Origin of the sequence: Pseudomonas sp. W2-17 (assembly GCF_041060445.1) — a bacterium.
In the GTDB taxonomy this organism is placed as follows: Bacteria; Pseudomonadota; Gammaproteobacteria; order Pseudomonadales; family Pseudomonadaceae; genus Aquipseudomonas.
In genome coordinates, this window is the sequence record NZ_JAUFNS010000031.1 from 1 (window position 1) to 13853 (window position 13853).

The 13853-nt window shown below is 58.6% G+C and carries 17 protein-coding genes; 8 read left to right on the forward strand and 9 right to left on the reverse strand.

The window, feature by feature from the left end; translation table 11 throughout:
• Positions 1 to 142: 142 nt before the first annotated feature.
• The 6 genes from QWI20_RS25095 to QWI20_RS25120 form a co-directional block, all read right to left on the reverse strand.
• Positions 143 to 619: a hypothetical protein gene (locus QWI20_RS25095; protein WP_369307703.1), complete on the reverse strand. Its 477-nt coding sequence runs from the start codon at positions 617 to 619 to the stop codon at positions 143 to 145.
• Between the two features lie 83 nt (positions 620 to 702).
• Positions 703 to 1149: a hypothetical protein gene (locus tag QWI20_RS25100; RefSeq protein ID WP_369307704.1), complete on the reverse strand. Its 447-nt coding sequence runs from the start codon at positions 1147 to 1149 to the stop codon at positions 703 to 705.
• 75 nt (positions 1150 to 1224) lie between these two features.
• The gene (locus tag QWI20_RS25105; RefSeq protein WP_369307705.1) at positions 1225 to 1701 is read right to left on the reverse strand and encodes a hypothetical protein; all 477 of its coding nucleotides are present in this window, start codon (positions 1699 to 1701) and stop codon (positions 1225 to 1227) included.
• Positions 1702 to 1876: 175 nt separating this feature from the next.
• Positions 1877 to 2164: a PA4642 family protein gene (locus QWI20_RS25110; protein WP_369307706.1), complete on the reverse strand. Its 288-nt coding sequence runs from the start codon at positions 2162 to 2164 to the stop codon at positions 1877 to 1879.
• A gap of 67 nt (positions 2165 to 2231) precedes the next feature.
• On the reverse strand, positions 2232 to 2717 hold the full coding sequence (locus QWI20_RS25115) for a hypothetical protein (RefSeq protein ID WP_369307707.1): 486 nt from the start codon (positions 2715 to 2717) through the stop codon (positions 2232 to 2234).
• Between the two features lie 152 nt (positions 2718 to 2869).
• Positions 2870 to 3427, reverse strand: coding sequence for a hypoxanthine-guanine phosphoribosyltransferase (locus tag QWI20_RS25120; RefSeq protein ID WP_346626971.1), 558 nt, complete (start codon positions 3425 to 3427; stop codon positions 2870 to 2872).
• Positions 3428 to 3624: 197 nt separating this feature from the next.
• On the opposite strand from QWI20_RS25120, the gene upp reads away from it, so the two are divergent.
• Together upp and QWI20_RS25130 are read left to right on the forward strand one after the other, a co-directional pair.
• The gene (upp, locus tag QWI20_RS25125; protein WP_369307708.1) at positions 3625 to 4263 is read left to right on the forward strand and encodes a uracil phosphoribosyltransferase; all 639 of its coding nucleotides are present in this window, start codon (positions 3625 to 3627) and stop codon (positions 4261 to 4263) included.
• Complete coding sequence (locus QWI20_RS25130; protein ID WP_037018282.1) at positions 4263 to 5543, forward strand: uracil-xanthine permease family protein; 1281 nt, start codon at positions 4263 to 4265, stop codon at positions 5541 to 5543. Before upp ends, QWI20_RS25130 begins: the two co-directional genes overlap by 1 nt.
• Before the next feature lie 223 nt (positions 5544 to 5766).
• On the opposite strand, the gene hemH is transcribed toward QWI20_RS25130, so the two are convergent.
• Positions 5767 to 6798, reverse strand: coding sequence for a ferrochelatase (gene hemH, locus QWI20_RS25135; RefSeq protein ID WP_369307709.1), 1032 nt, complete (start codon positions 6796 to 6798; stop codon positions 5767 to 5769).
• Between the two features lie 14 nt (positions 6799 to 6812).
• Entirely contained in the window at positions 6813 to 7715 is a 903-nt protein-coding gene (locus QWI20_RS25140; RefSeq protein ID WP_369307710.1) for a TIGR01777 family oxidoreductase, read from the reverse strand.
• 299 nt (positions 7716 to 8014) lie between these two features.
• Between QWI20_RS25140 and QWI20_RS25145 the strand changes: the two genes are divergently transcribed.
• From QWI20_RS25145 to QWI20_RS25170, 6 genes are all read left to right on the forward strand, one after another.
• Complete coding sequence (locus QWI20_RS25145; protein ID WP_369307711.1) at positions 8015 to 9001, forward strand: NAD(P)/FAD-dependent oxidoreductase; 987 nt, start codon at positions 8015 to 8017, stop codon at positions 8999 to 9001.
• Positions 8998 to 9213, forward strand: a complete 216-nt coding sequence (locus tag QWI20_RS25150; protein ID WP_369307712.1) for a TIGR02450 family Trp-rich protein — start codon at positions 8998 to 9000, stop codon at positions 9211 to 9213. Before QWI20_RS25145 ends, QWI20_RS25150 begins: the two co-directional genes overlap by 4 nt.
• A 169-nt stretch (positions 9214 to 9382) precedes the next feature.
• Positions 9383 to 10363: a DUF523 and DUF1722 domain-containing protein gene (locus QWI20_RS25155; protein WP_192174941.1), complete on the forward strand. Its 981-nt coding sequence runs from the start codon at positions 9383 to 9385 to the stop codon at positions 10361 to 10363.
• A gap of 2 nt (positions 10364 to 10365) precedes the next feature.
• On the forward strand, positions 10366 to 11304 hold the full coding sequence (locus QWI20_RS25160; RefSeq protein ID WP_369307713.1) for a MerR family transcriptional regulator: 939 nt from the start codon (positions 10366 to 10368) through the stop codon (positions 11302 to 11304).
• Positions 11305 to 11313: 9 nt separating this feature from the next.
• Positions 11314 to 12759: a deoxyribodipyrimidine photo-lyase gene (gene phrB / locus QWI20_RS25165; RefSeq protein ID WP_369307714.1), complete on the forward strand. Its 1446-nt coding sequence runs from the start codon at positions 11314 to 11316 to the stop codon at positions 12757 to 12759.
• A 53-nt stretch (positions 12760 to 12812) separates the two neighbouring features.
• On the forward strand, positions 12813 to 13124 hold the full coding sequence (locus QWI20_RS25170; RefSeq protein ID WP_074883972.1) for a YkgJ family cysteine cluster protein: 312 nt from the start codon (positions 12813 to 12815) through the stop codon (positions 13122 to 13124).
• A 193-nt stretch (positions 13125 to 13317) separates the two neighbouring features.
• On the opposite strand, the gene QWI20_RS25175 is transcribed toward QWI20_RS25170, so the two are convergent.
• A complete protein-coding gene (locus QWI20_RS25175) occupies positions 13318 to 13836 on the reverse strand; it encodes an acyloxyacyl hydrolase (RefSeq protein WP_192174944.1) in 519 nt (172 codons plus the stop codon).
• Positions 13837 to 13853: the final 17 nt, after the last annotated feature.

The following is a 13853-nucleotide window of genomic DNA, read 5'->3' on the forward strand; positions in this document are numbered from 1 at the left end:
TCGAGCAACTGCTGCTGAATGGGCATAAAAAAAATCCGATGCCAGGGGGCTGACATCGGATTCTCTATAAAGCCCGGCTTGGACTCAAATGCTTAAGTGAACAGCATTACGCTCACTGAGCGGGGCTTTTTATTTGCGGAGTTCACGACGGATTGACGTCACCCATTTTGACTCGAACGGTGTAGGCCTCCATCGATTTGTGCCCTTTGATGACAGAAGCACTGCACGACGCCGGCACTGTGCCGACTGACCGCGCACTGGCAAACTTGTCAGGCGCCGGGCTGATCCCAAACCATGAGAACGTCTTCTCATGCCCAAGTTTGAATTCACAGACGCGGGCGCCGTCTTTCATGCGAAAGGTTGCCGAATCGTTTCGTGGGTTATTCAACGTCATGCCGAAAGAGGCATTAAGCAGGTTGCCCGGCATGACGTAGCCAGCCAGATCGGTGCCGGGAGGTAACCAGGTTGCAGATGCCAGATACAGATCTGCGTCGGTGTCATTCCACATCTCTATGGTCACGGCCATTTTGTTCGGATAGGCGGCATGGGTGAGCGGCGCGGTGGCCAACGCACCGGTCAGTAACACCGCGCTGCTTGAAAAGATCCGTCTTGTTTTCATTTTGCTTCCTTCCATTCAAACCTGCGTAGACCTGCTCACACGCTATAGCGCGCGGACGGTCGGTTGGTGGATGCAGCCCGGCATCATTTCATCTCGAAGCTCAGGCGCATGCCGTTTGTGTAGTCCCAATCATCCAGCGTCGTTGAACATGTCGCGGGCTTCTTACCCTCGCTTTGCGCATCAGTCCAGATACTGGGCCCTGTCAGCGTGACCGCGCCCCTAACATACGTACGAGGACCATACTTGATGTCATAGACGCAGGCTGCTTTACCGTCGGCGTCACCTCCAAGGAGTGCGAAATAAATCTCACCGCCGTGAGCATCCGCCAGGAAATTAAAGCCGACATGTCCACCGGCGCTGACCACAAGGTCTTTTTCAGCAAACTCGCCTGTTTCCCAACTTTGATAATACAGGCGCACATCGTGACTCAAATCGTTTCGTATCTCCCCTTCAACCTTCATTGTCTCCGAGGCATGTACGCTGGTAAAAAACAGCGAAAAAAAGACAGCGATAATTTGTTTTGAATACATTTTCGAATTCCATTTCAATAAAGATCATTTAAAACACACCCCTCCTGGGTAGTGCGATGGCATCAGGCTGCTTCCTCACTGAATACTGAACTTCAAATCATAGCCCTTGCCCCACACTTTCTTTTTGATGGCTGCCGTGCAGTCAGCATGGAAGCTACCTGTCGATTTGGCGCGAGCCCAGGGGTAGGTTTCAAAGTCATAAATGAGCCAGCCCGCCACTCGCCTTTGATCCAATCCACCCGAAAAATTACAGGTTTTGTCGCCGATCGTATAACTGAAGCTGATTCGGCCTTTTTTCTGGTCTGACACTTTTACCCTAAACTTCCCTGAGTGATGCTTAGGGATTGCATAGTCATCCGATTCAAAGCTTCCGAACGGCCAGGAAGCTTTATTCAATGCAAGATGCTCCCCCGACCCATTCACAAGCGTCACATCAAACGTATGCGGAGTATTGGCGGTCGCTGCACCGGCGGCCAGTGTAAGCAACAACAAGGAGGTTACATTCGGTATATATCGAGTCATTAGAGAATTCCATTTCTTTAGCAAGTCCATTAATGCGCGTCCTGTGCGCAAACAAAAGTATGGCCTCGATAAATATTAACGCATGGGGAATGTAACGATAGAAGAGGTAGGAGAGTTCTTACGACGTGGTAGTGCAACGCCTGTCAGCCGGTATGAGTCTGATCCGGCTGACGAGTGCCTGTCACCAGGCACTGACGGAAGGTGTTCAGCCGCGAGCCTGATTGATCAGATCGATGTACTCGTCAGCGTTGCGCTGATCCTTGATCAACGTAACAAAGTCGTTGCCGTGCTCGTCCTTGCCGTCAAGGTCGTAGCCGGCTTCTTTGAAGAACACCAGAAAACGCGCGAAATCGTCAACGCGCAGGCCTCGGTAAGCCTTGATCAGCTTGTGCAGCGACGGCGAAGTCGCGTCAACCGGCTCGAAATCCAGGAACAGCTTGATCTGGGCGTCGCCGATTTCATCGCCAATCACCTGCTTCTTATCTTTACGCATTGCTGACTCCAACTGACTTGCGGGACATTTCACGGGCGGGCAGTTTACCCCCCGCCCGGTCGCCGGCTCAACGCGCGCGTACGCTGCCGGTGTGCAGGTCAGCCCATACGTGACCGTTGGCGTAACTCAGGAACTGGCAGTAGACCTTTTCGTTACGCAGCAAATCCACGAGCACACGGTATTGCGAAGCCGGGTAATACAGCGTCAGCGTGCGGGACGGCTCGTCGTACGTCGGTTTTTTCAGGCTTTTGCTTTCGCCGTCGAAGTGGATCAGCACGTCGGAGATAGTCGCGCCCTTGTTCATGGGCTTGCCTTTGAGGCGCAGGATCAGCGGCGAGGTGACCGGGATCGGTTGCTGATTGGACTGACGCTGGCTGCCCACCACCACCGAATACTCAGTGATCTGCAGCAATTGCTGCTGCTCGGGTTCGCCCTCGCGCACGGACAACTCGTCCGGCGGCAAGTATTGCGCGTGCATGGGTTCGGCGAGTGCGGGGAGTGGCAGCGTCAACAGCAACATCCACGCAGCGGTGGTTCGAAACGATAACGGCATGGGCGCCTCCCGAAAAAGTGGGGGCACTCTATCATGCGAGTGTCTGTCGACCGTCAACACCCTCCAATCGACCCGGCACCACCCAAAACATCGATAGATGTGGCATGTGTGGAAGCGAGCACGCTCACTCCCACACTGTGACCATGCTTGTCTTACATGCCTTTAACGGCGTAGATCCCGGCCGCATTGCGCCAGTAGCCTTTGTAGTCCATGCCGTAACCGAAGATGTAGCGGTCAATGCAAGGCAGGCCGACGAAGTCTGCTTTCAGGTCAGGGCGCGCCTTGCGGTCGTGGTCCTTGTCGATCAGCACAGCGGTATGAACAGCGCTTGCACCGGCATGTTTGCAGAAGTCGATGATCGCGCCGAGGGTGTGACCTTCATCAAGGATGTCGTCAATGATCAGCACGTCACGGTCGATGAACGAAACTTCAGGTTTGGCTTTCCAGAACAGGTCGCCACCGCTGGTCTCATTCCGATAGCGGGTAGCGTGCAGGTAGGACGCTTCCAGCGGGAAATTCAGATGAGTGAGCAGCTTGCCGGCGAAGATCAGGCCGCCGTTCATGACGCAAAATACCACCGGGTTACGGTCGGCCAGCACGCCATTGATTTGCTCGCCGACGCGGGCGATGGAGGCTTCGACTTCAGCCTCGTTGTAAAGGCAGTCAGCCTCGCGCATGACTTGACGGATATGCTCGAGATCAGCGGACATGACGCTCTCCAAGGGGGCTGTGTAAGGAAAAGCGGGCAAAGGTACGCATCCGCCGACATCAGGGCAAGTGTTTCTGGACTAACGTTGCACTGCCGTTCCAGAAATCTCGACACGCGAACCTAACCGTCAGGACAAGTTACAGCTGAATAGATTAATCTAAGCCGTTTTTTTTGCCCGCCCGCTGGAGCCTTTCCCCTATGCCCATTCGTGAGATCCGCCACCCGCTGATCCGCCACAAGCTCGGCCTGATGCGCCGTGCCGATATCAGCACCAAGAATTTTCGTGAACTGGCTCAGGAGGTCGGCGCGCTGCTGACGTATGAAGCGACCAAGGATCTGCCGCTGGAAACCTACGAGATCCAGGGCTGGGCCGGCACGGTTCAGGTCGAGAAGATCGCCGGCAAAAAGATCACCGTGGTGCCGATCCTGCGGGCCGGTATCGGCATGCTGGAAGGCGTGCTCAGCCTGATCCCGGGCGCCAAGGTCAGTGCCGTGGGCGTTGCGCGCAATGAAGAAACCCTCGAAGCCCACACGTACCTGGAAAAACTCGCCCCCGAGATCGACCAGCGTCTGGCGCTGATCATCGACCCGATGCTCGCCACCGGCGCCTCCATGGTTGCCACCATCGACCTGCTGAAAAAAGCCGGCTGCCGCGACATCCGCGCGATGGTGCTGGTTGCCGCGCCGGAAGGCATCGCCACCGTCGAGAGGGCCCACCCGGACGTCAACATCTATACCGCATCCATCGATCAGCAACTCAACGAACACGGCTACATCATTCCGGGCCTGGGCGATGCCGGTGACAAGATTTTCGGCACCAAGCAGAAGGACGCCTGATGAAGCCGGATGAGTTCAACGATCCACTCTGGCGCACCATCTTGTCGGGCGCGCAGATGCTGTTCGTGGCCTTCGGCGCGCTGGTATTGATGCCGCTGATCACTGGCCTCGATCCCAATGTCGCGCTGTTCACGGCAGGCCTGGGCACCCTGTGCTTCCAGGTGGTGACAGGCCGTCAGGTGCCGGTCTTCCTCGCGTCGAGCTTTGCTTTCATTACCCCGATCATTCTCGCCAAGGGCCAGTTCGGCCTGGCCGCGACCATGGGCGGCGTCATGGCAGCAGGCTTCGTCTACACCTTCCTTGGCCTGGCCGTGAAGATCAAAGGCACCGGTTTCATCGACCGCTTGCTGCCGCCGGTGGTCATTGGCCCGGTGATCATTTCCATTGGTCTGGCGATGGCACCCATTGCAGCCAACATGGCAATGGGGCGCACGGGTGACGGCGCCGCAGAGCTGATCCCGTACAACACTGCAATCATCATTTCGATGGCGGCGCTGCTGACGACGTTGATCGTTGCAGTGTTTGGCAAAGGCATCTTCCGCCTGGTGCCGATCATCTCGGGCGTGCTGGTGGGTTTTGCGCTGTCGTTCTATTTCGGCGTGGTCGACGTGGCGAAAATTGCTGCCGCGCCCTGGCTGGCCTTGCCGCACTTCACGGCACCGGAATTCAACTGGCAGGCGATCCTGTTCATCGTACCGGTGGCACTGGCCCCGGCCATCGAGCACATCGGTGGCGTGATTGCAGTGGGCAGCGTGACGGGCCGCGATTACCTGAAAAAGCCCGGCCTGCACCGCACCTTGCTGGGTGACGGCATCGCGACGACCGTGGCGGGTGCGTTCGGTGGCCCGCCCAACACCACCTACGCCGAAGTCACCGGCGCAGTGATGCTGACCAAAAACTACAACCCGAAGATCATGACCTGGGCGGCCATTTTCGCCATCACCCTGGCCTTCATCGGCAAGTTCGGCGCGTTGCTGCAAAGTATTCCGGTGCCGGTCATGGGCGGGATTTTGTGCCTGCTGTTCGGCTCGATCGCGGCGGTAGGCATGAACACGCTGATTCGCCACAAGGTCGACCTGGCCGAAGCGCGCAATCTGGTGATCGTGTCCGTCACGCTGGTGTTCGGCATTGGCGGCGTGCTGATCGGCACCGGCAACGGCCCTGATGATTTCGGCATGAAAGGCATCGCGCTCTGCGCCGTGACCGCCATCGTGCTGAACCTGATCCTGCCGGGCAATGACGCATGGAAGAACAAGCACCTCGATGATCAGCTGCCGTAGTTTGGAAGCGTTGTGAAAAAGGGGGCATCACTCACGTGATGCCCCCTTTTTGCTTGTGCAACCCCTGAGATCCTCGGCGTACACCGAAACTGTGGGAGTGAGCTTGCTCACGAAGGCGGCGCATCAGGCTCATCAATGCCTACTGAACAGACGCATTCGCGAGCAAGGTGGAACGCCACCCCGGTCGCTCCCACGGGGAATGAACACCACACCCAAGTTCAGGTTATTCCACCACCATCGCCGGTGCCTTTTCGCACAGTGTGTTCAGCGCTTTCGCCCAGTTCGGATCGTCGTTCAGGCACGGAATCAACACCAATTCCTCGCCCCCCGCTTCCCTGAACTGCTCGGCCCCGCGATCGCCAATTTCTTCCAGCGTTTCGATGCAGTCCGCGACAAACGCCGGGCACATGACCAGCAGCTTCTTCACGCCTTTGGCCGCGAGCTCTGCCAAGTGCGGCTCGGTGTAGGGTTCGATCCACTTGGCGCGCCCCAGACGTGACTGAAAAGACACCGACCATTTGCCATCGGGAATCCCCATCAGCTTGGCGAATTCAGCCGATGAGCGCATGCATTGGGCGCGGTAGCAGACCGCCAGAACTTCGGGCGACGCCGTCTCACAGCAGTTCCCGCTCTTGAAACAGTGGTTGCCGGTCGGGTCCAGCTTGGTGATATGCCGCTCGGGCAGACCATGAAAACTCAGCAGCAGGTGATCGTAATCCTGCTGCAGATGCGGCCGCACGCTCGCCACCAGAGCGTCGAGGTATTCCTGCTGATTGAAGAACGGCGTCAGCAGCGAGAAGTCAAAATTCAGCTTTTTCTCACGCACTACGCGTTTGGCTTCTTCAATCACCGTGGTCACGGTACTGTCCGCAAACTGCGGATACAGCGGCGCCAACGTGACTTTCTTAATGCCCTGGGCTGCCAGGCGCGTGAGCACGGTTTCAATCGAAGGCTCGCCATAACGCATCGCCAGCTCCACCGGACCGTGTTTCCACTCCTTGACCATGGCCTGCTGCAGTCGCTTGCTCAGCACCACCAGCGGCGAACCCTCGTCCCACCAAATCGAGGCATAGGCATGGGCCGACTGCTCCGGGCGCTTGATCAGAATCAGCGAGACGATCAGGCGACGCACTGGCCACGGCACGTCAATAACGTAAGGGTCCATCAGGAACTGATTGAGATAGCGGCGCACGTCGGCGACCGACGTGGACGCCGGCGAACCCAGGTTAACCAGCAATAGAGCGTGATCGGTCATGCAACACCTTGATGTCAGTGGCGGCCCAAAAGGTTTTCCAAGGCCGCGCGCAGATCAGTGAATCGGAAAGTAAAACCCGCCTCTTCCAGACGGTCTGGCCGGGCGCGTTGACCGCCCAGCAGCAGGATCGACAGCTCGCCCAGCAACACTCGAAGCGCAACGGCCGGCATCGGCATGAAGGATGGTCGGTGCAGCACGGACGCGAGGGTCTTGGCGAAATCCCGGTTGCGGGCCGGTGATGGCGCGCAGGCATTATAAGGACCTCGGGCCTCGTCCCGGTTCATCAGAAAATCAATCAGGGCGATTTGATCTTCTATATGAACCCACGGCATCCACTGGCGTCCGTTGCCAATCGGTCCGCCCATGCCCATCTTGAAGGGCGGCAACAAGCGTTGCAGCATGCCGCCTTCATCGGCCAACACCAGACCGGTGCGCACCAGCACCACGCGAATGCCCAGGGTCTCGGCACGCTGCGCGGTCTCTTCCCAAGCAATGCACAGACGGCTGGCGAAATCTTCGCTGACCGGTTGCGCGTTTTCGTCGAGCTCGCGCTCACCGCCGTCGCCATACCAGCCTACCGCCGAGCCGGAAATCAACACGTCGGGTTTCTGCTCGCGGCGCTCAAGCCACGTGACCAATTGCTCAGTCAGGGTGATGCGGCTGTCCCACAGCAGTATTTTGCGTTTGCGGGTCCACGGACGGTCGGCGATGGGTGCGCCGGCCAGATTGATCACTGCGTCGACGTGCTGGCTGCCTATGTCGTCGAAGTGAGCGATCCCGCGAACGTTGGCGCCGCAGAGCCGCGCAACGTCATCGGGTTTGCGACTCAAGACCGTCAGTTGATGGCCCTGCGCGAGCCAGTGTTTACACAAACGACGCCCTATCAAGCCTGTACCGCCGGTCAGCAAGATGTGCATGACTGAGTTCCTTACGTGGCGTTCATCGCAATTGCGGAGTCTATTTCTTCACAAGCCATAAGCTCGTGCGCGGAGTCATCACTCCACTTTAGGTCAGGTTACGGCGATCCACTCCACGGCTGTTCTTTAGGACAGCCCGATCGTGCAGTTGAACGATTGAAGTTAAGCGTCAGACTTGTCAGCGAGTCCTTGGAAAGGTCAGCGTCCTGCCTGTGCAGGGCGACAACTTATACCGAAAAACGGCATTGTACAGCTTTTGCCTGAGGCGTAGTCTGTGCAGACAAGGTAACGAGGCCCCTATGACTGTCCCCATTGCAATCATTGGTACCGGCATCGCCGGACTCTCCGCCGCCCAGGCATTGCAAGCCGCCGGGCATAGCATTCATCTCTTTGACAAGAGCCGCGGCAGTGGCGGCCGGATGTCCAGCAAACGCAGCGATGCCGGCGCACTGGACATGGGCGCGCAATACTTCACTGCCCGCGACCGTCGCTTCGCCGCCGCCGTCCAGCAGTGGCAAGCCGCGGGCCACGTGGCCGAGTGGAAGCCGCTGCTCTACAACTATCACGGCGGAAAGCTCAGCCTGTCGCCCGACGAGCAAGTGCGCTGGGTCGGCGCGCCGCGCATGAGTGCAATCACCCGGGCCATGCTCGGCGACATGCCGGTGACCTTTTCCTGCCGGATCACCGAAGTCTTTCGTGGCGAACAACACTGGAATCTGCTGGACGCCGACGGCCAAAGCCACGGCCCGTTCAGTCAGGTCGTGATCGCTATCCCCGCGCCTCAGGCCACCACCCTGCTGGCCGACGCGCCGAAACTGGCGAGCGTTGTCGCGGGCGTGAAGATGGAACCGACCTGGGCGGTCGCCCTGGCTTTCGATGCCCCGCTGGATACGCCTCTCGAAGGCTGCTTCGTGCAGGACAGCGCCATCGACTGGCTGGCCCGCAATCGCAGCAAACCCGGGCGCGACAGCCAGATGGACACCTGGATTCTGCACGCCACCAGCGCCTGGAGCCGCCAGCATGTGGACATGGCCAAGGAGGACGTCATCGATCACTTGCACGGCGCGTTCGCCGAGCTGATGAATTGCGCGATGCCGGCCCCGGCATTCACCCTCGCCCACCGCTGGCTGTACGCAAGGCCGGCTGGCGGACGCGAAGTCGGCGCGTTGTCCGATGCAGATCTGGGTCTGTACGTCTGCGGCGACTGGTGCCTGTCGGGTCGAGTCGAAGGCGCCTGGCTGAGCGGTCAGGAAGCCGCGCGACGTCTGCTGGAACACCTCAAATGAATAGAATCAATCCGCGCAAGCTGCTGCTGTCGAAATGGACGGCAGCGTCTCCTCAAAACCGTGAAAAGCACTTTCTGGTCACCGAGTTGTTTTGTGACGAAGAAGGCACTGTGTTGGAGATCGAACTGCAAGCCGTCATGACCAAGCGCAGCCAGACGCTGGCCTGGCAGACCTTGCAGAATGACCAGAGCTGGCAGATGGGCTGGAGGTAAACCCTTGCAAACTGCCGCCTCATCTCGTCATTACGGCTGAATTCCCGCACCTTGTCGTTTCATTCCCCGATCTTGTACAAATTATTTGACTTGCACTGCGACAAACCTATGATGGGCAAATGTTGTACAGAGAAACGGATCTGTATAAGAAGTTCATCGAGGGTTTGTCATGTCTGCTGTACTCGATCATTCATCAGAGCAAGCCTCCAAACCCAAGCTGGGCGTCAGCGCCTGCCTGATGGGTGTGGAGGTCAGGTTCAATGGCGGGCACAAGGAATCGCACCTTCTGACCCGGGCCCTCAACGAATACTTTGATTTCGTGCCGGCGTGCCCCGAGGTCGCCATCGGTATGGGCATTCCTCGCGAAGCCATTCGTTTGGTGGGAGACACCGATCACCCTCGGGCCATCGGCACGGTTCATCACGCCATGGATGTTACCGAGCAACTGGCTGATTACGGCGAGCACATGGCTACTGAGATGAGCGACATCTGCGGCTATATCTTCATGCAGAAATCGCCGTCGTGTGGCCTGGAGCGCGTCAAGGTGTACCGCGATAACGGCGTGCCGTTCGAAACCGGCGGACGTGGCATTTATGCCCAGGCGTTCTGCGCGCGTCATCCTGATCTGCCGGTTGAAGAAGACGGCCGTTTGAACGACCCGGTGCTGCGGGAGAATTTCATCACCCGTGTGTTTGCCTACGCCGCGTGGCAAGAGCTGCTGAAAAGCGGCATCACCCGCCGTGCGCTCACCGAGTTTCACGCCCGCTATAAATACCAATTGATGGCCAACGATCCCGTCCAGTACAAGGCGCTGGGGAATCTGCTGGGCACCATGGGCCGGAATGACCCTGCCGAGATAGCCCCGCGCTACTTCAGTCAATTGATGAGCGCGCTGAAGAAACCGGCGACCCGGCGCACCCACACCAACGTGCTGCAGCATCTGTGCGGTTATCTGCGCCAGACCCTCAGCGCATCCGACAAGAAAGAAATCCAGGGCGTCATCAATCAATACCACCAGGGCATTGTGCCGCTGGTTGTGCCGCTGACGCTGCTCAAACACCATTTCCGCCGACACCCCGATCCGTACATTGCGCTGCAGGTTTATCTGCAGCCGCATCCGGAAAACCTCAGTCTGCGCAACGCGATTTGAACATGACAACTACCGAGCAAGAACCGCCGGAAGGCGACCCGCAGGACCCCGCGAGCGCGTTCGAAAACGGCTGGCTGCCGATTCGCGAAATCGCCCGACTGACCGGTGTCAACGCAGTGACCCTGCGCGCCTGGGAACGTCGATATGGCCTCATCGTTCCGCACCGTACACCCAAGGGCCATCGCCTTTACAGCAACGAACATGTCGATCGCGTGCTGACCATCCTCACGTGGCTGAATCGCGGCGTGTCGGTCAGTCAGGTCAAGCAGTTGATCGACGATCAGCAGGCGCCAGCGCCAAGTGTCGAGAATGACTGGGACATTCTTCGCCAGACGTTGCAGGAAGCCATCGGCGCCCTGGCCGAGCGGCGACTCGATGATTCGCTCAACCGCGCGATGTCGCTGTATCCCCCGCGCACGCTCTGCGAACAACTGTTGCTGCCGCTGCTGGCGTCACTTGAGCAGCGCTGGCAGGGCCAGTTCGGCGCGCAGCTTGAGCGGGTGTTTTTCTACTCGTGGCTGCGCAGCAAGTTCGGCGCCCGGCTTTACCACAACAACCGTCAGGTCAGCGGCGCGCCCTTGCTGCTGGTCAATCAGTCCGACCTCCCGCTCGAGCCGCATCTGTGGCTGACGGCGTGGCTGCTCAGCAGCGCCGATTGCCCGGTGGAAGTGTTCGACTGGCCATTGCCGGCCGGCGAGCTAGCCCTGGCCTGCGAATACCTCAAGCCGCGCGCAGTGCTGTTGTATTCCAGCAAATCACTGAACGTCGGCCAGTTGCCTCGCCTGCTGCACAACATCGAGTGCCCCAAGCTGATCGTCGGGCCTGCGGTGCGCATTCATTCGACGGAATTATCCGCTGCCGAGGGTGACGTCTCCGGCCTCTCGCTGGCTGAAGACCCTTTGACCGCCCAGGCCACTTTGCAACGGCTGGGGCTCATCTAAGGAATAACCATGCAATTGATATGGCTGCGCAGTGATCTGCGTGTGCACGACAACACCGCGCTGAGCGCTGCCATGGAGCAGGGCCCGACCTTGGCCGTGTACATGATCAGCCCCGGCCAGTGGCAGAGCCATGACGATGCCCCATGCAAAGTCGATTTCTGGCTGCGCAACCTTCGTGAATTGAGCAAGGCACTTGCGGCGCTCAACGTCCCTTTGCTGATTCTCCATGCGGACACGTGGGCGCAGGCACCCAAGGCGATCCTGAAGCTGTGTCAGCAACACGGGATCGAAGGCGTCCACGTCAACGACGAGTACGGCATCAACGAGACCAAACGAGACCGTGACGTGGAGACGACACTCGACGGCGTCGGCATTCCGTTTCGTCGTCACCTCGACCAGCTGTTTTTTCAGCCGGGCAGCGTGCTCACCAAAAGCGGCGGCTATTTCAAGGTCTTCACGCAATTCCGCAAGGTCTGTTACGCCCGCTTGCATTACTCGATGCCGGCCCTGGTTGCGCTGCCCAAGCCACAACAGAAGCTGTCCGTCAAAAGCGATGTCGTGCCGGATGCGGTCAAGGGTTTCGCCGCGCCGACCGAGACCCTGCGCTCGCTCTGGCCGGCCGGCGAAGATGAGGCGCGTGATCGGTTGCAACACTTCACCGACGAGCAAGTGCATTACTACGATCAAGAGCGCGACTTCCCCGCCAAGCCCGGGACCAGCCAACTGTCTGCGTACCTGGCGGCCGGAGTGGTCTCGCCCCGCCAATGCCTGCATTCAGCACTGCGCAGCAACAACGGCGAATTCGAGACCGGTAACCCGGGCTCAGTCACCTGGATCAACGAGCTGCTCTGGCGTGAGTTCTACAAGCACGTGCTGGTGGGCTTCCCCCGTGTCTCCCGTCACCGCGCCTTCCGCCCGGAAACCGAAGCGCTGAAATGGCGCAATTCGCCCAAGGATCTGGAAGCCTGGCAACAGGGTCGTACCGGGCTGCCGATTGTCGATGCAGCCATGCGCCAGCTGCTTGAAAACGGCTGGATGCACAACCGCCTGCGGATGATCTCGGCGATGTTCCTGACCAAGAATCTGCTGATCGACTGGCGCGAGGGTGAACGCTATTTCATGCAGCACCTGATCGACGGTGATCTTGCGTCGAACAATGGCGGCTGGCAGTGGAGCTCATCGACCGGTACCGACGCATCGCCCTACTTCCGGATTTTCAATCCGCAAAGTCAGTCGGAGCGCTTCGATCCTGAAGGTCGATTCATCAAGCAATGGGTGCCTGAACTGGCTGAGTTGAACAAGCGCGACATTCATAACCCGACCGCGCTGGGCGGGCTGTTCGGAGTGGAAGGTTACCCCGCGCCCATCGTCGATTTGAAAGCCAGCCGCGAACGCGCGCTGCAAGCATTCAAGTCGCTGCCCCAGCGGCAGGCGGAGACGCAGGAGAATGGGTGAGCATTCGTCACGCCGGTTAGCGGTCGACTGCGCGGTGATTTAAACTGCCGCCCATGACGACTGTGATCCCTTCGCTTCAACTCCCTGCCGAACCCGCTATCACGTGTTCCACTTGCGCGGCCTGCTGCTGTCAGCTGGAAGTCATGTTGATTACCGACACCGGCGTGCCCGAGCGTTACATCGACACCGATGACTGGGGCGGCGAAGTGATGCTGCGCTTGGACGATGGCTGGTGCGCGGCACTGGATCGCGACACGATGATGTGCACGATCTACGACCGTCGACCGTTGATTTGCAGGGAGTTCGAAATGGGTGCGCCGGAGTGTATTGCCGAACGAGAAGGGATTGCGACGGCTTATCTGTGATAGTCGCGGTAAGCAGAAACCAGAAAGCCCGGGATTTGATGGTTGCCTGCATCAGCTGCGTTGGCTGACACATTCCCGGCCAAAGCCGGTCCTACGAGGTGGTTTTTCAGTAGGATCGGCTTTAGCCGGGAATAAGCGGGTAGTACGTTGCAAGTGCGGTTAAACCCGCTGGTGCAATAACGCAATCAAACGCTTAGAACGGCATCGTGTAGTGAATCGCGTAGCTTTCGATACCGTCGTTATTGGTGGTCATGCCGCCGTTGGAGTAGTGAGTGGCGCGCAGGCCAACTTCATGTCCACCGGCAAAGCGCAGACCAAAACCCAGACGGTCTTCGAACTGGAACGCGCTGCCCAGCTTGTTGCCTTCCACTTCGGTGCGCTGGAATACAGCGGCGCCGATACCGGCTTCAATGTAAGGTTTGACGCTCTCACCCGAAAACTCATAAACGAATACCGGAGAGAACGACAGGCTGTTGTTGCTGGAGCTCTTGTCGCCTTCCCAGTAGGTGTAAGCGCCGCTCCAGTAACCGGTCAGGCGACCGACACCGGTTTGCCACCAGCTTTGATCCCAATCAAATTGCGCGCCCAGACGATAAGTCATCGTGGATTCGCCAGTGTGTCCTACGGAAAACTCGACCCCATCAGCTTGAGCAATTGCGCTTTGCCCTAACAACGCAGCCGCAATCGCAGCCAAACAAAACAGTCGCTTCATCTGAAACATCCTATTTT